This is a genomic window from Hydrogenothermus marinus, assembly GCF_003688665.1.
GTDB classification, from domain to species: domain Bacteria; phylum Aquificota; class Aquificia; order Aquificales; family Hydrogenothermaceae; genus Hydrogenothermus; species Hydrogenothermus marinus.
Genome location: NZ_REFO01000010.1, coordinates 54,666 through 78,890, shown reverse-complemented (window position 1 = coordinate 78,890; position 24,225 = coordinate 54,666). Strand labels below are relative to the sequence as shown.

The following is a 24,225-nucleotide window of genomic DNA, read 5'->3' as shown; positions in this document are numbered from 1 at the left end:
TTAATTATTCGTTAGTTTCTTCCACCACTTCTTCTGTAATTTCTTCAGTTTCTACTTCTTCTTCAGGTAAGATTACAACAGCAACAACTTCATCAGGAGTATTCATTATTTTTATACCTTCTTCAATTTTAATATCTGCTACGTGTAAAACATCATCTATATCTAAATTAGATACGTCAACTTCTATTTTTTCAGGTATCTTTCTTGGTACAGTTCTAACTGTTAAAGTATGTAAATGTTGCTCTAATAAACCACCTTTTTCTAATCCTTTTGGTTTTCCAACAAGCTCAATAGGTACTTCTACATCAAGCTCAACTCCAAAAGTAACTTCATATAGATCTACATGTATAGGAGTATCGCCAAGATAGTTGTATTGTATATCTTTTAATATACAAACTCTTGGTTCTTCTTCTCCTTCAATATTTAAATCAATTAAAAATGTTCCATGTGGCCTATCTGCAAGATCTTTCCAATAAATATAAGCATGTGCATTTTCATGGCCTTTACCATAAATTTCTACAGGGATATATCCTTTTTTTCTAAATTGTTTTACTTCACTTTTTTTTCCAATTTCTCTTTTTAGTGCTTTCCACTCTATTCTTTGAACCATTTATTAACCTCCTTTTTATACAAACAATGAACTAACAGAACTTTCTATATTTATTCTTTTAATAGCTTCACCTACAAGCTCAGCAACAGATAAAATAGTTAACTTATCAAATTCTTTTCCTTCAACTGGAATAGTGTTAGTTGCAATAACTTCATCTATAGCAGAATTTTTTAATCTTTCTACAGCAGGTCCTGAAAATACTGGATGAGTACAAGCAGCTATAACTGATTTTGCACCTTTTTCAAGAAGCATATTTGAAGCTGCAACTATAGTTCCTGCAGTATCTATAATATCATCTATTATTATTGCATTTTTTCCTTCTATATCCCCTATAACATCTAATGTTTCAACAACATTAGGTTCAGGTCTTTTCTTATATATAATTGCAAGACCTACTCCTAATTTATTTGCAAGAAGTCTTGCTCTTTCAACTCCACCTGCATCTGGTGATACTACCACTGCATTCTCTATCTCTTTATTTTTTAAATAATCAAGAATTACAGGCAAAGCATATAAATTATCTACAGGGCAATCAAAAAAACCTTGAATTTGAGCTGAATGAAGATCTACTGTTAAAACTCTTTCAGCACCAGCTTTTTGAATTATATCAGCTAAAAGTTTTGCTGATATTGGAACTCTTGGTTTATCTTTTCTATCTTGTCTTGCATAAGCAAAATAAGGTATTACAGCTGTAATTCTATGTGTAGAACTTCTTTTCAAAGCATCTAATAGAAGTAGCAATTCCATTATATGATCATTGATTGGAGGAACTAAAGGCTGTATAACAAATATATCAGCACCTCTAACATTTTCCTTTATCTGAACTCTTATTTCACCATCACTAAATCTTGAAACTAATGCATCAACTAATGGTACATGTAAATAACCAGCAACTTCCTTAGCAAATTCTGGATTAGCATTTCCAGAGATTAATTTTAAATGTTTACTCAATGTATTAATTCCTCCATTATTTAAGGAAGTTAATGGCTGGGGAGGCAGGACTCGAACCTGCGACACCCAGATCCAAAATCTGGTGTTCTGCCGGCTGAACTACTCCCCAGCATTAAATGAACTTAACTTTGAACAGCTTCCAATTCTTAGCTTTACAGATTATATCAACCTCGTTACCAGGTTCACCAATTACATAAACTGCACTTCCGCTTCCAGTTATATTACCTATATATCCTAAATACTCAACAGTGTTTAAAACTTCTCTTATAGTACCTATATGCTCCTTAGCTATAATCCCTAAAGTATTCTCTATATTTTCTACTAACTTATTCACATCAAATATCAGGCTATCTATTTTAGCCAAATCTTCAAGTTTTGTCAACATTTTATAATCTACTTTTGAATATATATCTTTAGTATCTGAAGGTATATTTGGATAGATAATAAAAACAGGATTTTCATATTTTATATCTGTATCTTCTAATATATCACCTTTCCCTGTAACTTTAACAAGTCCTTCTTTAAAGAAGAAAGGTATATCAGAGCCAATACTTGCTCCTAATTTTATTAATTCTTCTTCAGAAAGAGGTTTTCCAAACTTATCATTAATATATTTTAAAATAGTAGCAGCATTGGAACTTCCTCCTCCAAGACCTGCACCTACAGGAATATTTTTCTCTATAAATATCTCTAAATTAACTTCTAATCCTGTATAATTTTCAAACTCTTTTACAGCTTTATAAACTATATTTTCTTTACCTTCTGGTACAGAAGGATTTGAACTACTTACTTTCAAGATAGGTGATGGTTTTACAAAAATCCTATCATAAAGGCTAACTTTATGCATATAAGTATATATATTATGATAACCATCAGGTCTTTTTTCCGTAATCCATAAGCCCAAATTAATTTTAGCTGGTGATAATAATATTTCCATTTTTTCCATTTTCATTTTTTAGATAACTTAATTTTTATTTTATCATATACAAATTTATATAATATTTTCAAAAAAAATACATCAACTTCTTATTAAGCTGTTCTAAAATTAATACACAAAACAGCAATAATCATAATAAAAAAGATAAAGAAAAAAGTTTCTTATCTTATAGCAGATGGAACAGGATTTAGTTTTGATGATATTTAAATACTTAAAAATATTTTTAATTAATCATTCTTTTAATTTAATATCTGTATATTCAGAATATGAATAGGTCAAATTTAATTTGCTTTAATTAAAACTGAGTATCTTTTTTCAAATAAATCTTTTTTTATTCCTAAAACTTTTAGATTTTTATATTTACTCAGTTCTTTTAGATATTTTTTTCTTGTAATAATGTAATAATTACCTTTTTTTATCTGTTTTATAGGCTTTATTGGTGTTTTTATATAAAAAGCAAAAGCAGGATTAAAACTTTTATAATAATAAACCTTTGATTTATCTTCAATTAAAGGAAGTAATTGCATAACAGGATTTTGTTTATCAATTGGTGGATAGATAAGATAAAAAAAAGCCAAAACAAAAGCATAAGAAAAACTAAATAAAACTAAATATGATTTAATCAAATCTTTTTTTATAAAAAATAAAGCTAACAAGCCAGCTATTGTTAAAAATAAGAAACTAAATCCTAAATATGCTAAATCTTCAACTTCTGTTTTCAATCCAAAATAAGATAGTAGCGCTAATAGAATTGTCAAAAATATATATATCAATAAACTTATCTTTAAATTTTTTCTATAAACTGAACTTAATAAAAAAGAACCTATTAAAATAGCAAGCGGTGGATATGATGGAACTGTATAGTTTGGTAGTTTTGTTTTAGATATAGCGAAAAATATTATATAAACAGATGCAAATATAAGTAAAAATATATTAATATCCTTAAATTTTTCTTTCCAAGCTTTACTTATAGCTTGTAAAATAAATACAGAAAAAGGTAAAAGTCCTAAAAAGACATATAAAAAGGTTATTAAAAATATTCCACCATGTCCTTCCATACTATCTGAGAATCTATGGATATTATGTTTAAAAATAAACTCCTTAATCCATATCCAATCTGTTTTTAATCCTACTGCTATATACCAAGGTAGCGAAATAGCTAATATTAAAATTATTCCTTGAATAATTTTTAACTTAAATATCTCTTTAAGCTCATGTTTATAAGCTAAAAATAAAAGAACTATAAAAGATGGTAAAACAACTGCTACAGGTCCTTTTGTTAAAACTCCAAAAGCCATAAAAATATAAAAAAGCCATAAAAATGTCTGCTTTTTTTCTTTGTGAAAAATATAAAAGGAAAATAAAGATGCATTTATAAAAAATATTAAATAAGGGTCTGGCACTGCCATATGAAACTGGATAGAAAGATGTAAAGATGCAATTAATACTATAGCTGAAAAGATCGCAACTTTGAGATTGTAATATCTTCTTGCAAATAAGAAAGTAGCAATAACTGTTAAAATACCAAAAACTGCTGAAAAAAATCTTGCTGAAAATTCATTAAATCCAAATAGCTTATAGGCAAAAATCATAAAGTAGTAATGCATTGGTGGTTTATCTGTTCTAAGCTCATAATTAAAAGTTGGAACTATAAAATCATTTCTTTCAAGCATTTCTCTTGCACAAACAGAGTTTTTTGCTTCATCAAGACTATAAATAGATATTCCCCATATATTTGCAAAAAAAGATATTGCTGAAAGTAAAAAGATTAAAACTAAAGCTATTTTAAATCTGCTCATTATAGATTATTCTAAAGAAAGATTTAGAGTATTTACAAACAGGACATCTCCAGTTATCTGGAAGTTCTTCAAATGATATTCCCGGTGATATATTATGAATTTCATCTCCTTTTTCTGGATCATATATATATCCACATATTCTACATCTTCTTTTCCCTGTATCTAAATTTCTAACTTTTATTTTCAAGTTTTACCTCATTGGAAAACATTTTTTTTATTTTATCATTTTTAAAATTTTATATATATGCTCTAAATTTTTATATCTAAATTTTATGCTGTTTGAGGTGATATATTCAGGTTTTGTTTTTTCTATAAGTTTTACTGTTTTCTCAGGACTAAGTTTTCCAAAATTTATTTCACAATATTTATTTTTTATACTTATTTTTTCAATTCCAAGATTTGTTGCTTCTTTTTTTATCTTTTCTAAAGATATATATACTTTTAAAGCAGAAGGTATATCTTTATAAAATTCTGATAGATACTCTTCAAGTTCTTCTATTTCTTCTGAGTCTAATGCTTTAGAAAAAGAAAGATAAATATTCATTCTTTCTTGAGGATTTTCTATAAATGTTTTTGGTATATATCCTTCTATATCTGTTTCTATTTTTGTTTCAAAAGCTTTACCTTGCTCTTTTTCTATACTTTCTTTTAAAAGTTTTACATAAAAATCAAATCCAACTGCTTTAATATTTCCACTTTGTTCTACTCCTAAAATATTCCCTGCTCCTCTTATTTTCATATCTTCTATTGCAACCTTTAAACCTGAACCAGGTCTTGTAAGTTTTAAAATAGTAGAAAGCCTTTTTTCTGCATTTTCTGTAATATTTCTATCTTCAGGTAAAAGTAGATAGCAGTATGCTTGAATATTTCCTCTTCCGACTCTTCCTCTTAAATGGTAAAGCTGTGCAAGTCCAAAAAGATCTGCTCTTTCTATTATTAAAGTGTTTGCTGTTGGTATATCTATACCTGTTTCTATTATTGATGTTGAAACTAAAATGTTTAGCTTTTTATCTGTAAATTCCATTATTTTCTTTTCTATTTGAGAAGGTTTCATTTTTCCATGAATAAAATCTATTTTCAGGTTTGGAAATAACTGCTTTAACTGATTTGTTTTTTCTTCTATTGTTTCTACTCTATTATGTAAATAAAAAACCTGTCCATTTCTATTTATTTCCCTTTGGATAGCCTGTTTTATAATATCTTCATTGTATTTAACAACATATGTTTTAGTTTCAACTCTTCCTTCTGGTGGTGTATTTATAACTGACATTTTTTTTAATCCTGAAAGTGCCATATTTAATGTTCTTGGTATTGGTGTTGCTGTAAGATAGATTGTATCTATATCCTTTTTTATCTGTTTTATTTTTTCTTTTGCTCTTACTCCAAATCTATGTTCTTCATCTATAATAAGAAGTCCAAGATTTTTAAATTTAACTTTATCACTTAATACCTTGTGAGTTCCTACTAATATATCTATTTTTCCTTCTTGCAGTTCTGTTAGGATTTTTTCTGTTTCTTTTTTTGATTTCAATCTTGAAAGATTTTCTACTTTTATACCAAGTGGCTCAAGTCTTTCTTTAAATTTTTTATAATGTTGTAAAGCCAAAACTGTAGTTGGCACTAAAATAAGAGTTTGTCTATTGTTTGTAGCTGATATATAAGCGGCTCTTATAGCAACCTCTGTTTTCCCAAAACCTACATCTCCACAGATTAACCTTTCTGTAGGTTTATCAGATTTAAAATCATTTTCTATATCTTTTATAGCTTTCAACTGGTCAGGGGTTTCTAAAAAAGGAAATGTTTCTTGAATATATCTTAAAAGCTCTTTATCAAAGTTATATGGCTTTCTTGTTGTTGACTCTCTTTCTTTATATAACTTTATAAGTTCTTTTGCTATTTTTTCTACGGATTTTCTTACTTTTTTCTTTAAGTTTCTCCAAGAAGTTCCACCTATTTTATCCAGTTTTATAGGAATATTTAGATCATATTTATGGATTTTATCAAAATGTAGATATGAAACATTAATCTTTTCTCCATCTGCATACTCTAATACCATAAAATCATAATCTTTTCCTCTTATTGTTTTTGTTTCAATTCCTCTAAAAATTCCAATTCCATAATCTTCATGGATGATATAATCACCTTCTTCTAATGGCTTTATATCTATTTCTGTTTTTGATTTGTAATCTTTGGGTATAAATGATTTTCTTTCTATTTTTAAAAATAGAGGTTTTGTAATAGGAAGTTTTACAACTTCAAATCCCTTTATATGAGAGTTTGAAATAGCTTCTTCATCAATAACAAAATTGTTTTCTTCTATTATTTTAAAATCTTTAAAAAATTCTAAAAAATTTGTAGCTTCTTCCTTTTTAAAATCTAAATCAAAAAACTCATTATAATATACTGGAAAATCATAAAGAGGAAAAATATCTATGTTTTGTATTTTTTTCTTTGTTAAAAGCTTTGAGATTTGATAAATTCCTTCTATCTGGTCTCCAAAAAAATCAATATCAAATACACCAATAAATGGAATATTTATTCTTAATATTCCACCTTTAAATGAAAACTCACCTTCATTTTCAACTTTTTCTTCTTTTATATATCCAAACTCTATTAATCTTTTTACAAGATTATCAAAATTTATCTCTTTTCCTTCTTTTAAATGAATAAAATCTTTATTTTTAGCCACTTTTATATTTTCAGATTCTTTAGTCAGTATAAAAAATGAATCTTTATTTTTTTTAGATAAATATATAGCATAGTTTCTTTTAAATTGAGCTAAAGTATCATGAATTTCTGTATTTGATGGAATATATAGGACTGGAATATTTTTATTAAAATAATTTAAAAAAGCATTTAGATTTTTTTCTATTTCTAAGGCTCTTTTTTCTGAATCTATAAAGATTAAAGCCTTATTAAAATCTTTTGCTAATTTATATTCTAAATATGAACTGTTAGAAATTTGTAGATTTGTCAAACTCATCAACTTTCTTTACTGATTTTACCTGTTTACTTCTTTTTATATAAAACTCCTTTTTAAAAACATATTTTGGCACATAATATAAAAGTCCTAAAACTAAAATCAAGATAGATGCACCTATATAATCCTGAAATTTAAAATAAGGGGCTTTTATAATTATCTCCCTTAAAACTGCTATTAAAGTGGTTTTAACAATTAAAGAGGTATCAACTATTCTTTCTTTTAGATAAATAATTAATAATCTAAAAAGCTCTGTTAAAATAAATAGATATAAAAATTTAGGAATTATATCCATAAATTTTGCTTCTTTATACATAATTAAAGAAATAATATCAAAGATAGCTACAATACTTACATAAAATATAACTAAGGTTAAGGCAAGAATTATAAGGTCTTCAAAAAATTCTAATGTATTTCCTAATGTTTGATGAACTTTATGAGGAGATACTAAATTACTCCATCTTTTTTTCATCTTTCTATAACCCTTTTTATTATTGTAAGTCTTTCATTTACTCTTATTATATTTGATGATAATTTATTCCATTTTTTTATATCTGAAATTCTTACTTTAAACTTTTTAGCTATTTTCCCTAAGCTATCTCCTTTCTTTACTTTATAAAAAATGTATTTAAATTTAGGTTTTCTTTTTTTAACTTTCTTTTTTAGATATGAAACTCTATGTAGCATAGCCTTTCTTTGTAAATTTTTATTAAAAACTTTTTTATAAATAACAATTTTTTGATTTGGTAATATATAGCTTTTTATATGATTCCATTTTTTTAAACTACTAACACTAACTCTAAATTTTCTTGCTATTTTACCTAAGGTATCTCCTCTTTTTACTTTATAAATAATTCCTTTTTCTGTATATTGGATATCTTCTGTTGTATCAACTACTGAATAAGAATATAAAGGATATGCTTCTATAGTTGTTGGAACTTTTATATAAGTATTAGCAATAACATAATCATTTTTAAGATGGTTTATTTTCTTTAAATAAGAAATAGTAGTTTTAAATTTTTTAGCTATTTTACCTAAGGTATCTCCTCTTTTTACTTTATATTCTTTTAAAGCTTTATATTTATCAAGTTGTATATCTTCTAAAACTACCTTTAAAGTATTTCCATATCCTTTTGGAAGATATATATTGTAAACTCCATCATCAGGTGGAGTTTTTCCTTTTAAAAGATGAGGATTTAAATCTTTTAGTTTTGAGTAAGGAACTTTCAATAAAGTTGAGATTAAATCTAAAGAAATTGGCTTATCAACTTGTATAACATCAAAATTTATTTTTTGATTTTCATTATTTTTCAAAATCTCTTTTACAACAGTTAATGTTGCTAAAAAGCTTGGAACATAATTTCTTGTTTCTGGTGATAGATAATTACGAATATCCCAGAAATTTATACCACCATATTTATTAATTTTTCTTATTATATTACCTTCTCCTGAATTATAACTTGCAAGAGCAAGTCCCCAATCATTAAAAATACTATATAAATCTTTTAAATAATAAGCAGCTGCTTCCGTAGATTTTATAAGATCATATCTTTCATCTATCCATTTATTTATTTTTAATCCATACATTCTAGCTGTTTGAGGCATAAACTGCCATAAACCTGCTGCCCCTGCAGGAGATTTAGCTTTAATATTAAAATGACTTTCTATAATAGGTAAGAAAACAAGATCATCAGGAAGTCCATGTTTATTAAATATAGATTTTATTATAGGAATATATTCTCTACCTCTATCAAGATACTTTTCTATAGCATATTTATTTCTTTTGAGGAGATATATTCTATTTTTTGTTTCTAACTTCTCTGGTAATGTAAGATGAATATTTAATTTACCCTTAGAATAAAAATTTTGAACAACCGGAGAATTTTCAACTGCAAATTTTACTAAAAAAGATATATTATTTAAATCTTCATCTGCAAAAGCTGTATTTAATATAAAAAAAATGCTAAAAACTAAATATTTAATTTTTTTCATCATAAATGATGATTCCTTGTAAATTTATATGTTTTATATAGTAAAATTTTTATACTAATTATAACATTTCTTAAAAATACAAACTTGAAAAAATATAAAAATGTATAAATTATCACTAAAATATAATTTATTAGGAGGTTTAAAAAGATTTTAAAATTAGAGATAGAAATACCAAGAGATGCCTTTTTTAGTGTTGTTGGTAAAAAAGATGAAAATCTAAAATATTTTGCAGACATATTCAATATAAAAGTTTTCTCAAGAGGAACATCTATAATAGCAGAAGGTGATGAAGAAGGATTAGATAAGTTTGAAGAATTTATGGAAAAATTATCTACTTATTATCAAAAAGGACATTTTTTATCTTCTAATGATGTAAAAAATATGGCACTTGGATATAAATTACAGCTTGAGCAAAACTCAGAGCCTTTATTTGATGGAAAAGCTATATTATATAGCCACAGAAGAAAACCTATAATGCCAAAAACACCTACCCAAAAAATGTATGTAGAAACTATAAATAAAAATGATATTACTTTTGGAATTGGACCAGCAGGGACAGGTAAAACTTATTTAGCAATGGCAGTTGCAGTTTCATATTTAAAACAACAAAAAGTAAATAGAATTATATTAACAAGACCTGCAGTAGAAGCAGGTGAAAAACTTGGATTTTTGCCAGGTAGTTTAACAGAAAAAGTTGACCCATATTTAAGACCTTTATATGATGCCCTTTATGATATGGTAGATTCAGCAAAAGTAAATGATATGATAGAAAAAAATATAATAGAAGTTGCACCTCTTGCATTTATGAGAGGAAGAACCTTAAATGATGCTTTCATTATCCTTGATGAAGCTCAAAACACAACAAGAGAACAGATGAAAATGTTTTTAACAAGAATTGGTTTTGGTTCAAAAGCAGTAATTACAGGAGATATTACCCAGATAGATCTTCCAAAAGTTTCAAGTTCTGGACTTGTTGAAGCTATGAAAGTTTTAAAAGATATAGAAGGAATTGGATTTGTAAAATTTACAGAAAAAGATGTAGTAAGACATCCAGTTGTTCAAAGAATAATACAAGCTTACGATAAATATCAGGAACAAAATGAACAAAATAATAATTGATAAACAGATTTATGATAGATATATTACAAAAGCTTTTATAAAAGATATTACAAATAAAATTCTAAACGAATTAAACCTTGATAAAGTAGAAATCGGAATAACATTAACAGATAATAAAACTATCCAAGAGCTAAACAAACAATGGAGAAACAAAGATAAACCAACAGATGTTTTATCATTTCCAATAGATGAAAAACCGCCAGCATATAGATATAGAATATTAGGAGATATAGTTATATCATTACCTTTTGCAAAGAAACAGGCAGAAGAGATTGATTTTACATATAAAGAAGAAGTTTTAAGGCTTTTGACCCATGGCATACTTCATCTTCTTGGATATGACCATGAAACATCAGAAGAAGATGCAAAAATAATGTTTGATTTACAAGATAAAATTTTTGAAAAAGTAGCAAAGGAAATAAAATGAAGTTAAGATTCCTTCTTTTTCTATTAATAATAAATATTTCTTTTGCATCAGAAATTAAGTGGCTATCTTTTGAAGAAGGATTAAAAAAAGCAAAAAAAGAAAACAAGCTTATTCTGATGGATATCTATGCAAAATGGTGCCATTGGTGTAATGTAATAGAAAATACAACATATAGAGATAAAGAAGTTATTGAGTTAATAAATAAATATTATATTCCTGTTAGAGTAGATGCAGAAAAAAGACCAGATATAAATAAAAAATATAATCAAGGAGGTCTTCCATCTACTTTAATACTTGATAAAAATGGCAATATAGTATTTGGAGCTATATATGTTGCACCTGAAGATATGAAAAAGCTTTTACTATATTTTGCAAAGATGTCGCCAAAAGATATAGAAAGTCAAGTGGAAAGAGTAAAATTCCATCAAGAACTTAAATATAGAATTTTTCAAAAAAATTTAAAAGAAAAACAGATAAGCCCAGTTTATATAAAAAAAATTTATAGATATATAAAATTAAGATATGACAAAAAGTATGGAGGATTATTAGGAGCACCAAAATTTCCAATAAGACAGGTTCCATATTTTTTAATGCTCTATTATATATTTTATTCTGATGATAATGCTAAAAAACTTGCAGAAAAAACCCTTTATGCATACTCAAATCTAATAGATAAAATAGAAGGAGGAAGCTATAGATATAGCACTAATGAATACTGGACAAATTTCCATTATGAAAAGCTTTTAAGAGACCAAGCAGAGCTTTCAGTAATGTATTTTAACGGATATTCATTATTTCAAAATAAAGATTATTTAAAATTTGCAAATCTAATTTTAAAATTTGCTAAAAATAAACTTTATGATAAAAAAACAGGCTTTTTCTATAATTCTCAAGGAGCAGATATAGTTGATAAAAATGATACTCTTTTAGTTTCAGGAGAAGACTACTTTATAAAAAGTAAAAAAGAAAGAGAAGAAATAGAAAAAAAAGTAGGATATAGCCCAAGAATAGAAAAAGATATATATTTTGCCAATAATGCTTTAATGGTTTCAGCTTTAGCATATTCTTATGTTTATAATAACTCTAAAGAAGATTTAAAAATTGCAGAAAACCTTACAAAAAATATAATAAATCAAGCTTGGAAAGAAAAAGGAATAATACATTCTAAAGATCTAAATGAGTATTATCTAAATACTCAGGTTTATTTTTTAGAAGCCCTTTTAAATCTATATCAAATAACAGGAAATAAATATTATTTAGAAAAAGCTAAAGCTTTAGCAGAAATTATATTAAAAAATTACTACTCAAAACAGCTTGGAATATATACAGATTTAAAAGATATAGGTTTAAATATTAAGAATATCTCATTTATAGATGACATTTTTGCAGTAAATTCTAGACTTATAAAACAGCTTTATATTCTTTCAGCTTTTACCGGAGATGAAAAGTATTTCCAAAAAGCAAAACAGTTAACAAAAAAGCTACCAGCAAGAGCAAGTATAGATACAGCTTTAGCTTATTTTATTTTTATTTATAAACCTGCAGTAATACATATTATAGGATTAAAAAAAGATAAAGATAAATTCATAAACAAATCATTTAAAGTTTTTCCTTATTATGTATTTACTCAGTTTGTAGATAAAAATGATAAAATTCTTCTGAAGAATTTAGGATATAAACCAGAAAATAAAACAGTTATATATCTATGTAATATCTCTATGTGCTTTGAAAAACTAAATAATGTAGATGCTCTAAGAGAAAAAGTATTTAAAATCTATAAAAATTTAGCTGAATTTAAAAATCCTTTTGATTAAAATAACTATTCCAAATATTAAAGTGTATAAAAATACAATAAATGTACCTGCAGGAAAGTCAAAATAATAGGATATAAAAATCCCAATCACAACAATAAAAACGCTAAATAATATAGAAAAAAATAAAATCTTTTTATAATGCCAAAAAAACTGATTAGCAAAAGTTGCAGGAAGTATCATCATAGCAGATGCAAGTATAACACCAACAAGCTTTACAGATAAAACAGTAGCTATAGATATAATAGTTATAAGACTATAATAAAAAAAGGAAGTATTTATACCTGAAGTATAAGCTACATCTTCATCAAAACAGCAATATAATATTTTCTGAAAAAAAATATAAATAAATCCAAGAGAAAAAATAGTAAAACCTATTAAAATCTTAATATCTAAATCTGTAATAGTTAAAATATTTCCAAATAAAAATGTAAATAAATCAGTATTGTAATTAGGAGATTTAGACATTATTAAAACACCAAAAGCCATAGAGAAAGAGAAAAGAATTCCTATGGATATATCTTCATGAATTTTACCATGCTTACTAATATACCCAATTAAAAGACCTACAATAACAGCAAACAAACCACCAACTAAAGTAGGGTTTATACCTAAATAAAAACCTATTGCAAGGCCACCAAAGGTTGCATGAGATATACCAACAGATATAAAAGACCAGTTTTTAGCATTTATAAATAAAGAAATTACTGAAAGAAGTATAGCTAATATAATTCCACCTATTAAAGCATTTTGCATAAAAGGAATTTGTAAAATTTCAATCATTAAAGTCTCTTATTTTTTACTTTCCATTTCTTTATCTGTTTTATAGCTTATCCAAGCCATATAGCCAAATCCTATTAATATAATTAAACCAAGCATTATTCCTAATATTTGAACTATTCATAACTACCAACTCTAAACTGGCCTTCTAAAACTTTAGCTTTTTCTATCTCTAACTTTTTAAGCTCTATTTCTTGCTGGTCTTTATCCATGATTACACAGATTAATTATATTTGTATCTTATCACAAGTAATACATTCTGGAGAATGAATAAGCAATTTAACTTCTGAACCATAAAGCTTTGCTAAAACATCTTTATTTAAAAATCCTTTAATATCCCCTAAATAATGAAGATACCTATTAAGACCTACCACCTTATCAACAAAACTTCCTATTACCCCTATATCGTGAGAAACCATAACTATAGTCATTCCTTTTTCATCTCTTAACTTTTTCATAAAATCATAAAAACTTTCTTGAGCTACAACATCTATTCCAGTAGAAGGTTCATCTAAAAAAACTATTTCAGGATTTGATATTATAACTCTTCCAATAGAAACCCTTTGTTGTTGTCCACCTGATAAACTACTATATGGATAATTTGCAAAATCTTCCATTCCAACTAATTTTAAAGTTTCTAAAGCTTTCTCTATTTTCTCTTTTTTTGAAAGTTTAGAGTTTATAAGCCCAAATAAAACAACATCTAAAGCAGATAGAAAAGAGTTTTTTACTGGTGATTTTTGAGGTAGATATCCTATTTTGCCTGTTTTAACTGCCTTTTTGTTTGGCATTCCAAGTATTTTTACTTCTCCAATTACAGGCTTTATAAATCCAAGTATAGTCTTTAAAAGAGTTGTTTTCCCACTACCATTTGGACCAACAATAGCAACAATTTCTCCTTTTTTAATTTTCAAATTTATATCTTGCAAAACAACTTTTTCTCCATATTTAACTGTAAGATTTTTTACTTCAATAGCTAAATCCATTAATTAACCTTAACAACTATTTTCCCAAAAAATTGTCTACTTAATAATTTTTCATAAGCTTTTTTAACATCTTTAAAATCAAATACAGAATCTATTACTGGTTTTAATTTCCCTTCTTTAAAAAATTTTAAATAATTGGCAACTTCTCCTTTAGTTCCCATATAAACTCCAGATATATCTAAGTTTTTACCGAAAATAGTTCTTAAATTTATTGTTGGCTCTGCTCCTGTTGTTGTTCCAAAGGTAATAACTTTTCCACCTTTTTTTGCTATCTGTATAGATTTATTAAAAGTAGCTTCTCCTATATGATCAACAACAATATCACATAATTTTCCATCTGTAATTTGTTTTACTTTCTCTACAAAATCCTCTTTTTTATAATTAATTACAAAATCTGCTCCTATTTGCTTTGCTTTTTCAATCTTCCAATCATCTCCTACTGATGTAATAACTGTAGCATTATAAAGCTTTGCAATTTGAATACCAGCAGTTCCAACACCAGAACCACCACCATGAATAAAAACTATCTCTCCTGCTTTAATTTTTCCTCTTGTAACTATAGAATGCCACATTGTTGTATAGGTAATACCTATTGTAGATGCTTCCTCAAAGGATAAATTTTCTGGCTTCTTAAAAACATTTATAGCAGGAACTTTTACATATTCTGCAGAAACACCATCTGTTAAAACTCCAAGTACAGAAAAATTACTACACTCATTGTCTTTCCCTGCTAAGCATTTTTCACAATAACCACATGAAAGCCCTGGATAAACAATTACTTCATCACCTACTTTTACATTTTTTACTGCTTCTCCTACATTTTCAACAATTCCTGAAGCATCTGATGCAAATATATGAGGCATAGGAATTTCAACAGGATATTTACCTTCCATTACCCATATATCAAGATGATTTAAAGAAAATGTTTTTACTTTTACTAAAACTTCATCTGCTTTTATTTTTGGTTTTGGTCTTTCTCCTATAACTATATTTTCATAATTCCCATGTTTTTCATAGTATGCTGCTTTCATAATTCTCTCCTTAACTACCTAAGAATAAAGATGTTAAAAATTTATAAGGTGGTAGTATTACATAATTTAAAATACCTGTAAAAAGTAATATTACAATAATTATAAATCCATATTGCTCTAAACTTTCTAACTTTCTTTCTAAAGAAGGAGATGCTAAACTCATTATTACTCTACCACCATCTAAAGGTGGAATAGGAATAATATTAAATATTGCAAGAATTACATTTATCATTACACTATATTTAAAAAATATTACAAGAGGAAGTATTACAGATTTGACAAATCCTATTCCAAAAATTGATATTATAAAAGCAAGGAATTGCTGAGAATTAAATATTTGATATAAAATTCCAAAAATAAAAGCTAAAAGAAGATTAATACTTGGACCAGCTATAGCAGTTAAAGCCATTCCTTTTTTATAACCTAATTTTTTAAAATTTAATGGATTTATAGGAACCGGTTTTGCCCAACCAAATAAAACAGGAGATTTAAATAAAAGTAATATAGCAGGAACAAGTATTGAACCTATTGGATCTATATGTGGAATTGGATTAAAAGTTAATCTTCCAGCAATTTTAGCAGTATTATCACCAAGTTTATAAGCAATATATCCATGTCCTATTTCATGCATAATTACAGCTAAAAGTAAAGCAGGAAGCATAAATATAAGTTGCATAAAATCAAAACTCATTTTTTACCTCATGTTGAAATTTTAAAGTATTTTACAATAGTTCAAGATTAGAAATATATAATCTTTTTCACATTTTTCCAATTTGAGATATTAATGTATAAATAGGTCCCATTAATGAAATCATTATTAATGCCATAAACCCACCAACTATACCAATTACTATAGGTTCTATCATTTTAGCTATATTTTGAGTAATATAATCTACTTTTTTGTAATAATAATCTGCTATATATGAAAGCTGAGTATCTAAACCTCCTGTTTGTTCCCCCACAGATATCATTCTTATAATAAGAGATGAAAATAGATTTTGCTTCTTTAAAGCCTTAGATAAACTTTCTCCCATCTCTATCTCTTCTCTTACATTTCTAATTGCTACTTTAAATAAACTATTATTCATTGCCTTTTCCATAATATTTAAAGCTTGATATAAAGGAAGTCCAGCAGAAATCATTAATCTCATATATTCTGCAAAAAATGCATAATTAAAATTTTTAAGAATAATACCAATAATAGGAAGTTTTAATAAAACCTTATCTGATTGATATTTAAATTTAAAAAATTTTCTTCTTAAGAATAAGATTATTATAATAGCTAAAACTAAAAATCCTAACATTTGAAAAAAATAGTTTTGGGTAAATTCTGAAATTGCCATTACCATTCTTGTTGTCCAAGGTAGCTCTATATTCATAGTTTTAAATGCTTCTATTATCTTAGGAAGTACATAAACAAGCCAGAAAATCATTGCTGAGAGTGTAGAAAAAAATGCAAAAGCAGGATAGATAAGAGCTTGCTTTGCTTTTGATTTTATATCTTCAATCTTTCTTAAATGCTCAGCAGCATCTTTTAAAGTTTGATCTAATGTTCCTGTTTCTTCTCCAATTTTAAAAAGAGATATTACAACATCACCAAAAATATTTTTATATCTTTCTACAGCCTGAGATAATGGCATTCCTCCTTGAATCTGGAATGAAATATCAAGAAGCATATCTTTTATAGCAGTATTTTCTGCATCTTTCGCTAAATCCATAATACCTGTATTTAATGGAAGTCCTGATTGTACTATTAAATGTAAATTATCTAAAACTTCTATAAGTTCTGCTTTTTTTATTTTTTGAAAAAATTTAGAGATATTTAAATATTTAAAAAATCCTGGTAATTTATGTATTTTAATAGGTGTTAATCCTGAAGCTTCTAAAATATTTAAAAGCCTATTTTCACTATCAACTTCAAACAGTCTTCTTATTTTATTCCCTTCTATATCTATAGCTTCTACAGAAAATAGCGGCATCTTTTTATCCTACAACTCTTTTTATTTCTTCAGGAGTAGTTATTCCTTTTAAAACTTTAATTAAGCCATCTTCTTTCATTAATCTCATTCCTTTACTAACAGCCTTTTTTTGTATAGCGAGAGGTGTTGCACCTTGAACTATTAAATCAGATATTTCTTCATCTATTTCTAATAATTCTACAATTAATGTCCTTCCAAGATAGCCAGTATTATTACAATGAGAGCATCCTGTTGATCTTTTTAAAGTGATATTTTCTTCTAAATCTGATATGTATTTTCTCAGCATACTTTCAGGAAAACCATATTTTACCAATTCTTTAGCCTTTATTTTATATTCTGTTATACAAAAAGTACAGTTTTTTCTTATAAGTCTTTGGGCAGTAATTGCAGAAATACCAGAGGCTACCATATAATCTTTTATTCCCATATCTATAAGTCTTGGTATAGCACTTACTGCATCATTTGTGTGTAATGTAGATAAAACAAGATGACCAGTAATTGATGCTCTTATTGCCATTTCTGCAGTTTCTTCATCTCTAATCTCACCTACTAAAATCACATCAGGATCCTGTCTTAAAAATGATCTTATAGCTCTTGCAAATGTATAACCTGCTTTTTCGTTAACTTGTGTTTGTTTAATAAATGGAAATTTATATTCTATAGGATCTTCTACAGTAAGAATATTTTTTTCAATAGCATTAATCCTTCTTAAAGCAGCATAAAGGGTAGTTGTTTTACCAGAACCTGTCGGACCTGTAACTAATATTATACCTTGAGGTTTTAAAAACTGATTTTCTATCTTTTCATAAATATCTTCTTCAAAGCCTAAACTTCTTAAGTTAAATAAAGAAATATTTTTAGATAAAATTCTTATAACAACATTTTCTCCAAAAGCAGTAGGAACTGTCGAAACTCTAAAATCATATTCTTCTTCAAAGAATTCATGTGAAAAAGAACCATCTTGAGGAAGTCTTTGTTCTGCTATATCTAAACCAGCAAGTATTTTTACTCTTGAAACTAAACTTGAATGTAGATTTAAAGGTATAGCATTAAAATGGGTCATAATTCCATCTATTCTATAAAATACATGAGATGCAACACTTTCAGGTGATATATGTATATCAGTAGCTCTATTCAAAATGGCATTATCTAATATTAAATCAAATAATTTTGGAATTTGAGTAGTAGTACCTGTGCTTACTGCTTCTTGAACAATTTTTTCTATCTCTTTTTCTATAGGATTTTCAAGTAAATAGTAATAAACTTCTATAGTTTTTAAGATACTTTCTTTATCTGCAACATAAAATTCAATCTCTAAATTTTTATATCTTCTTTTTAATATATCTATAGCATTTATATCGTAAGGATTTGAGATTGCTATTTTTACACTTTTTTCAGAAATATCAAAAGGTATAACTTCAAGTTGTTTAGCTACTTCCTTAGGTAAACTTTTAAGTGCTTCTTTAGTTGGTGGATACTGGGATAAATCAATATAAGGTTTATTTGCTTGTTTTGCAATTGCTTGAGATATTTCTTTTGGAGAAACAAAAGAAAGTTCAACTAAAATTTCTCCTAAAAGACCACCTCTTATTTTTTGTATTTCTAATGCTATTTTTATATGCTTTTCTGTAATATATCCTTCTTCTTTTAAAAGCTGTCCTATAGGTTTTCTTTCAGGCATAAATATAAGTCCTTGATTTATTTTTTTATAGTATATATCATTTTAAATAAAATAAATAAAAAGTGAAAACATATGTTTAAATCAATTTATATTTATAAAAATTTAATAAATATAGTTTATCTGAAAAAAAACAGAAACAGATATAGATTTTTAAAAAAGGAACTTATTTCTTTAAAAGAAAATAATAAAGTTGCTAATTTAATTGACAAAAATTATAAAAATTTTGTCAATTATAGCTTTTTTAATATAGAAAATACAAGAGTAGAAATACCTTTAGTTAAAGATAAAAAAACAAAAGAAGTTCTTATAGAAGCTAAATTAAAAAATCAGGATATAGATTTAAATAAATTCAAATATATTCCTATTTTAAATAATGTTGAAACAGATAGAGAAATATATAATATATATTTGATTCCTTATTCTATTTTTAAAGAACTTAATTTAGAAGATAAAAATCTATATATAGAGTTATTTAGTTTGCCAATATTTTCTATTTTTTCTATTTCTAAAAAATTTTTTAAAGAAAAAAATACCCTTCATATTTATTCAGATAAAAGTCAACTAATAATAGTTCTTAATGAAAATGAAAACTTAAAATATTTTAGAACTATTGAGATTCCTTCTCATATTTCTTATCCTTCAGAAAGCTATATTAATTTTCTTTATGAAAATATAAACCTTACTTTCAATTATATAAGACAATCTATATCTATTAAAATAGATAAAATTATTATTTCCGGATTAGAATCCCAGTCGGAAGAATTAGCTAATTTAATCTTTAATTTTGCAAAATTACCTTTATGTAGTTTAACCTATCAAGGATTTTTGGAAAACTGCTCTGGAGAAGATTTTCAACAAAATATAATTAATATAGGAAATCTTTTCATTGATAAATCTGAACATGATATTAGACCAGCAAAATATATTCATGATAAAAATTTTTATAAAATATCAAAGGTTTTAATAAGGATTTTAATCTTTTTAATATTTATATTATCTATTTTTCCTATTTTAAAATTTAAAGATATTCAAAAAAAACAACAAGAGATATCAACTTTAGAAGAAAAGATAAAGCAAAGTTATATAAAAGGTTTAATGAAAGTCTCTGGGTTTAGTGAGAAAAAAAGTATTTACTATACTAATTATTTAAAATTAATAAATGATGCTCAAACTAAGAATGCTATTATTGCTTTACAGAAAGTTTTCCCTATTTTAAGTTTACATAAATTTAATTACATAGACTCTCAAGTTAAAGATAACAGTTTTGAGATTTCAATAAGAGATAAAATTAAGTTTAGCAATCTTTTAGAGATAAATAATTTTAAAAAAAGATTTTATGAAAAATTAAAAGCTATATCTAAGGATTATAGTATTACAGATAACTCAAAATTTGATATTAATAAATTAGAAGCTACTATATTTCTAAATGTAAGAGGTAATTTATGAGAGTAATATATATTTTATATTTTTTTCTTACAATAGTTTTGTCATTTATAATAATCTTATTCCTTTCATTAATAGATATTGAAAATAGATTGTCAAATGAAAAAGAGAACCTTGTTAAATATCAAAGAGAATTAAGAATTTCTTTAAAAGAAAAAGAGCAAATTAAAAATTTAGTTCAAAAATTAAATTTAAAAACTGTAAACAAAGAGGAAGCTTATAATATCTGTTTACTTTTCTTACAAAACTTAAAAGATAAATATCCACTAACAATAGAATATATAAAAGATAAATCAAAATTTATTGAAGCAAAAGCAAATTTACAACTAAATTTAGATAAAGAAGAACTAAAAAATTTAATAACTTATATGCTAAGAAACATTTCTCCTGTAATCTCAATTAATAAACTTCATATAACCAACGAAAGAAAATATATGGAAATTACTCTAAAACAGCCTTATATGGAATAAAATATGGATTTAAGAATTTATATAAAAGCTTTAAATATAGGGAAAAATCATATTTTTATGTTAATTTTGCCATTTATAATATCCATATTATTTATACTTTCTTATATATATTTAAAAACATATATACTTCAAATATTCTGGGGGGATACTAATTTACAATATAAAATTGCTTCCATCAAAAAAGCTCCTACTAAAATTACTTTTATTTCAGTAAATGAAATAGTAAAAATTATTGATGCCATATATCCTGCAAAAACTGATAATAATCCTCAATATAATCAAATAAAGCAACCTAAAAATTTAGTAAAAAAACAGCAGAATCTTCCAAATTACAAAATTTCATTTATTTATATAGGAGTTAATAAAAAATATGTTTTAATAAATGGAAAACTATTTACAGAGGGTGATTTTATTTCTAATCAAGAAAAAATAATTAAAATTGAAAAAGATCGTATTTTATTAGAAGGAGAATGGGGTAAAAGATGGATTTATATTATAAAGTAAAGGTTTTAGGTATATTTAGCTTAATATTAACTTTTATGTTTGCAGGATGTAGTACTAAAAATACTGCTAAAACTGTAGAAATTAATCAGCAAAAGCAGTTTAAAACCAATTCACAACAAAGTTCTTATATATATGAAAATAATCAACCTAAGCATATACCACCGCCTCCTTCACCAACAGATTTAATTACTGGATATGAAAAAATAGATCCTCTAAAAGAAAAAAGAATTACTATAAATGCTATAAATGCTCCTTTAAAGCAAGTTTTATACTCAATTGCAAATGATTTAGGTATGAATCTTGTAGTTTCCCCTGATGTAGATATAAACCAGCAGATAACTTTAAATCTAAATAATGTTATTGCAAAAGATGCACTTGATATAATTAGAGATTTAGCAGATATAAGTTATAAAGAAAAAAATAATATCCTATATATAAAATCTACAGAAACAAAAATATTTTATATCCCTTATATTCAGGCTTTATCAAGCTATAATGTTGATTTAGGAGGAGATGTTCTTGGGAGTATAGGTACAAGTGGAGGTGGTGGTTTTGGTAGACAAGTTGGAGGTGTAGGAGGATATGGTGGTGGAGGATATAGTAGTGGTGGGACATTAACAGGAAATTTTTCTTTGAAATATGAAAAAGATACTGATTTAGGTGATTTTTATAGTCAGTTTGAAGAAAATATAAAAAATCTTCTCTCAAACAATGGTAAATACACTTTTAATAGAATGACTGGTACATTAATTGTTACGGACAAAGTTAAGAATATAAAAAGAATTGAAAAATTTTTACAAAAATTAAAAAAAGAACTGCAAAAACAGGTATTAATTGAAGCAAAAATAGTAGAGGTTTATCTAAATGATAGTTGGAGTTATGGAATAGATTGGTCAGCTTTATTTGCTAAAACTTTTGGAGATAACAGAACTATAACATTAAGCCAAACATTAGCTTTACCTAATTCAGCAGGACAATTAGTAGTTACTGGACTTCATTTTAATGCAATATTAAATGCTCTTGCACAAACAGGAAAAGTTGAGACATTATCAAGTCCAAGGATTAGAGTTTTAAATGGCCAAAATGCTCTTATATCTACAGGAACAGTAACACCTTACTGGGAAAAACAGATAAATACATTAGCTACAACAGGAACTTCTCAACAGCAAGTAACTTATGTAAGATCTTCAGTTTTAGATGGTATCCTTTTAGGAGTTTCACCATTTATAAATGATGATGGAACTATTACATTGAATATAATTCCTGTTTCAACAAAAATAAGAGGAGAAAAACAGCTTTTAGATAATAATCAGGTAGTAGCTCAGGCACCAATAATAGAGCTTAAAGAAGCTGGAACTGTAGTAAGAGTAGAAGATGGAAACACTGTAATAATAGGTGGACTTATAAGTACTGATAAACAAACTGATGAGAAAAAAGTACCTTTACTTGGAGATATTCCTTATGTTGGCAATTTATTTAAACAAAAATCTGTATCAAAACAGAAAAAAGAGTTAATAATATTTCTAATACCTCGCATTATTAAGGGTGTAGAATGAGCTTAATAATAGAAGCTTTAAAAAAATTAAAAAGAAAAGATAAAGCAAATAATGAAAATACTGTATTACCTCCTAATTTAAAAAAAGAAGATAATCGTATTTTTCTACAAAAATATAAAAATTTACTTATTTTAACAGGTTTAGTTGTAATTACAGGTATTTTTGCTTTATTAGGATTAGAATTTTTAAAATCAGAAACAAAGCAAACTTATTTAAGCAATGCTAATAATACTTACCAAAAATATAAAACATTAGGAATTAATGATAATAGTAAAAATAATACTAACATTCAAAATAATATAAAAACAAAGGAAGTTAATAATACTCTTGAGATGGAAAAGAAAGAGGATTTACAACAAAATAAAAGCTTAAAAACAACTGAAAAAGAAGATAATGTAAAAATTGAAAATAAACAATCATCAATATCAAACAATAAAAAACTATCTGTAAAACCCCCTATATCACCTAATAATAAAAATATAAATAAAATCTCAAATCAGGATTTAATTAAGAGTTTCCAATCAGTCCCTCCACCAATAGTAAAAAAAGAAAGAACAGAATCGGAGCTTTGGGAACATATATATTTGGCTGATAGCTATATAAGAAATAATCAAATAGAAAAAGCAATAAAAGAATATGAATTTGTTTTAAATAACAGGTTTTACGATAAAGTAGCCTCTAATTTAGTATATTTATTAATAGTTAATGGAGATATAGAAAAATTACAGCAAGCAATTAGTAAATATAAAATTTATGAAAAGCCAAAAATATTTACAAAAACAGTAGCTCTTTTACTCAAATTTCAAAAATTTTCTACAGCAGAAGAAATATTAAATAAATATTGTCAGAAAAATCAAAAATATTTATGTTTATATTTAAAAGGTTTATTTTATGAGAAAACTGGACATTTAAAAGATGCTTTAACTTATTATGAAAAGGCATATAAAATGAGGCCAAATGATAGTTTAATAGCTTACTCTTATGCAAGAATATTAGATATAAAAGGAAATTATGAAAAAGCCGTTAATATATATAAAGAGATATTAAGTTTAGATATAAGTGATAATTTAAGAAAGATAGTAAAAAATAGGATTAATGTTTTAAAGATATACGGAATTAGATAAGCTTATTTTAAGATGTTATAAATTTTAAATTATTTAGAGGTTTAT

General features: G+C 25.8%; 22 protein-coding genes and 1 tRNA gene. 8 read left to right on the top strand and 15 right to left on the bottom strand.

From position 1 onward, the window contains the following. Window positions 1-4 precede the first annotated feature (4 nt). The 9 genes from CLV39_RS00800 to CLV39_RS00760 form a co-directional block, all read right to left on the bottom strand. Window positions 5-610 (bottom strand): 50S ribosomal protein L25/general stress protein Ctc, encoded by a 606-nt coding sequence (locus tag CLV39_RS00800; protein ID WP_121922332.1) that lies wholly within the window; start codon window positions 608-610, stop codon window positions 5-7. 15 nt (window positions 611-625) lie between these two features. Next, the gene (locus CLV39_RS00795) at window positions 626-1,561 is read right to left on the bottom strand and encodes a ribose-phosphate diphosphokinase (protein WP_121922331.1); all 936 of its coding nucleotides are present in this window, start codon (window positions 1,559-1,561) and stop codon (window positions 626-628) included. Window positions 1,562-1,594: 33 nt separating this feature from the next. Next, window positions 1,595-1,670, bottom strand: a tRNA-Gln gene (locus CLV39_RS00790). 3 nt (window positions 1,671-1,673) lie between these two features. Next, the gene (gene ispE / locus CLV39_RS00785) at window positions 1,674-2,498 is read right to left on the bottom strand and encodes a 4-(cytidine 5'-diphospho)-2-C-methyl-D-erythritol kinase (protein ID WP_121922734.1); all 825 of its coding nucleotides are present in this window, start codon (window positions 2,496-2,498) and stop codon (window positions 1,674-1,676) included. 281 nt (window positions 2,499-2,779) lie between these two features. After that, entirely contained in the window at window positions 2,780-4,297 is a 1,518-nt protein-coding gene (locus CLV39_RS00780; RefSeq protein WP_121922330.1) for an ArnT family glycosyltransferase, read from the bottom strand. Next, window positions 4,284-4,484, bottom strand: coding sequence for a rubredoxin (locus CLV39_RS00775; protein WP_121922329.1), 201 nt, complete (start codon window positions 4,482-4,484; stop codon window positions 4,284-4,286). The genes CLV39_RS00780 and CLV39_RS00775 overlap by 14 nt, the downstream gene beginning before the upstream one ends. Window positions 4,485-4,511: 27 nt before the next feature. Further along, window positions 4,512-7,274: a DEAD/DEAH box helicase gene (locus CLV39_RS00770; protein WP_245960265.1), complete on the bottom strand. Its 2,763-nt coding sequence runs from the start codon at window positions 7,272-7,274 to the stop codon at window positions 4,512-4,514. Beyond that, window positions 7,252-7,749, bottom strand: coding sequence for a phosphate-starvation-inducible PsiE family protein (locus tag CLV39_RS00765; RefSeq protein ID WP_121922327.1), 498 nt, complete (start codon window positions 7,747-7,749; stop codon window positions 7,252-7,254). The genes CLV39_RS00770 and CLV39_RS00765 overlap by 23 nt, the downstream gene beginning before the upstream one ends. After that, on the bottom strand, window positions 7,746-9,272 hold the full coding sequence (locus CLV39_RS00760) for a LysM peptidoglycan-binding domain-containing protein (protein WP_121922326.1): 1,527 nt from the start codon (window positions 9,270-9,272) through the stop codon (window positions 7,746-7,748). Before CLV39_RS00760 ends, CLV39_RS00765 begins: the two co-directional genes overlap by 4 nt. Window positions 9,273-9,587: 315 nt before the next feature. Between CLV39_RS00760 and CLV39_RS00750 the strand changes: the two genes are divergently transcribed. Genes CLV39_RS00750 through CLV39_RS00740 form a run of 3 tightly spaced genes read left to right on the top strand, consistent with a single transcriptional unit; the run spans window position 9,588 to window position 12,629 of the window. Then, entirely contained in the window at window positions 9,588-10,388 is an 801-nt protein-coding gene (locus CLV39_RS00750; RefSeq protein ID WP_245960264.1) for a PhoH family protein, read from the top strand. Continuing rightward, a complete protein-coding gene (gene ybeY / locus CLV39_RS00745) occupies window positions 10,369-10,815 on the top strand; it encodes an rRNA maturation RNase YbeY (protein WP_121922323.1) in 447 nt (148 codons plus the stop codon). The genes CLV39_RS00750 and ybeY overlap by 20 nt, the downstream gene beginning before the upstream one ends. Beyond that, on the top strand, window positions 10,812-12,629 hold the full coding sequence (locus CLV39_RS00740; RefSeq protein ID WP_121922322.1) for a DUF255 domain-containing protein: 1,818 nt from the start codon (window positions 10,812-10,814) through the stop codon (window positions 12,627-12,629). Before ybeY ends, CLV39_RS00740 begins: the two co-directional genes overlap by 4 nt. Here the strand turns inward: CLV39_RS00740 and CLV39_RS00735 are convergent. The 6 genes from CLV39_RS00735 to CLV39_RS00710 all read right to left on the bottom strand — a co-directional run bounded on the left by CLV39_RS00735 (window position 12,600) and on the right by CLV39_RS00710 (window position 19,083). Then, on the bottom strand, window positions 12,600-13,409 hold the full coding sequence (locus tag CLV39_RS00735; protein ID WP_121922321.1) for a metal ABC transporter permease: 810 nt from the start codon (window positions 13,407-13,409) through the stop codon (window positions 12,600-12,602). The two genes, CLV39_RS00740 and CLV39_RS00735, sit on opposite strands and share 30 nt — an antisense overlap. A 224-nt stretch (window positions 13,410-13,633) precedes the next feature. Further along, the gene (locus CLV39_RS00730) at window positions 13,634-14,392 is read right to left on the bottom strand and encodes a metal ABC transporter ATP-binding protein (protein WP_121922320.1); all 759 of its coding nucleotides are present in this window, start codon (window positions 14,390-14,392) and stop codon (window positions 13,634-13,636) included. After that, window positions 14,392-15,423 (bottom strand): zinc-binding dehydrogenase, encoded by a 1,032-nt coding sequence (locus tag CLV39_RS00725; protein WP_121922319.1) that lies wholly within the window; start codon window positions 15,421-15,423, stop codon window positions 14,392-14,394. Before CLV39_RS00725 ends, CLV39_RS00730 begins: the two co-directional genes overlap by 1 nt. A 10-nt stretch (window positions 15,424-15,433) precedes the next feature. Further along, a complete protein-coding gene (locus tag CLV39_RS00720) occupies window positions 15,434-16,114 on the bottom strand; it encodes a site-2 protease family protein (protein ID WP_121922318.1) in 681 nt (226 codons plus the stop codon). Window positions 16,115-16,181: 67 nt separating this feature from the next. Beyond that, window positions 16,182-17,402: a type II secretion system F family protein gene (locus CLV39_RS00715; protein WP_121922317.1), complete on the bottom strand. Its 1,221-nt coding sequence runs from the start codon at window positions 17,400-17,402 to the stop codon at window positions 16,182-16,184. A gap of 4 nt (window positions 17,403-17,406) precedes the next feature. After that, window positions 17,407-19,083, bottom strand: coding sequence for a GspE/PulE family protein (locus CLV39_RS00710; RefSeq protein ID WP_121922316.1), 1,677 nt, complete (start codon window positions 19,081-19,083; stop codon window positions 17,407-17,409). A gap of 72 nt (window positions 19,084-19,155) precedes the next feature. Between CLV39_RS00710 and CLV39_RS00705 the strand changes: the two genes are divergently transcribed. From CLV39_RS00705 to CLV39_RS00685, 5 genes are read left to right on the top strand one after another with little or no spacing between them, the layout of a single operon-like run. Continuing rightward, a complete protein-coding gene (locus CLV39_RS00705; RefSeq protein WP_121922315.1) occupies window positions 19,156-20,529 on the top strand; it encodes a hypothetical protein in 1,374 nt (457 codons plus the stop codon). Then, the gene (locus CLV39_RS00700; RefSeq protein WP_121922314.1) at window positions 20,526-20,996 is read left to right on the top strand and encodes a hypothetical protein; all 471 of its coding nucleotides are present in this window, start codon (window positions 20,526-20,528) and stop codon (window positions 20,994-20,996) included. The genes CLV39_RS00705 and CLV39_RS00700 overlap by 4 nt, the downstream gene beginning before the upstream one ends. 3 nt (window positions 20,997-20,999) lie before the next feature. Next, the gene (locus CLV39_RS00695) at window positions 21,000-21,500 is read left to right on the top strand and encodes a hypothetical protein (RefSeq protein ID WP_121922313.1); all 501 of its coding nucleotides are present in this window, start codon (window positions 21,000-21,002) and stop codon (window positions 21,498-21,500) included. Continuing rightward, window positions 21,479-23,056, top strand: a complete 1,578-nt coding sequence (gene mshL, locus CLV39_RS00690) for a pilus (MSHA type) biogenesis protein MshL (protein WP_121922312.1) — start codon at window positions 21,479-21,481, stop codon at window positions 23,054-23,056. The genes CLV39_RS00695 and mshL overlap by 22 nt, the downstream gene beginning before the upstream one ends. Further along, a complete protein-coding gene (locus CLV39_RS00685; RefSeq protein ID WP_121922311.1) occupies window positions 23,053-24,180 on the top strand; it encodes a tetratricopeptide repeat protein in 1,128 nt (375 codons plus the stop codon). Before mshL ends, CLV39_RS00685 begins: the two co-directional genes overlap by 4 nt. The last annotated feature ends 45 nt before the right edge of the window (window positions 24,181-24,225 follow it).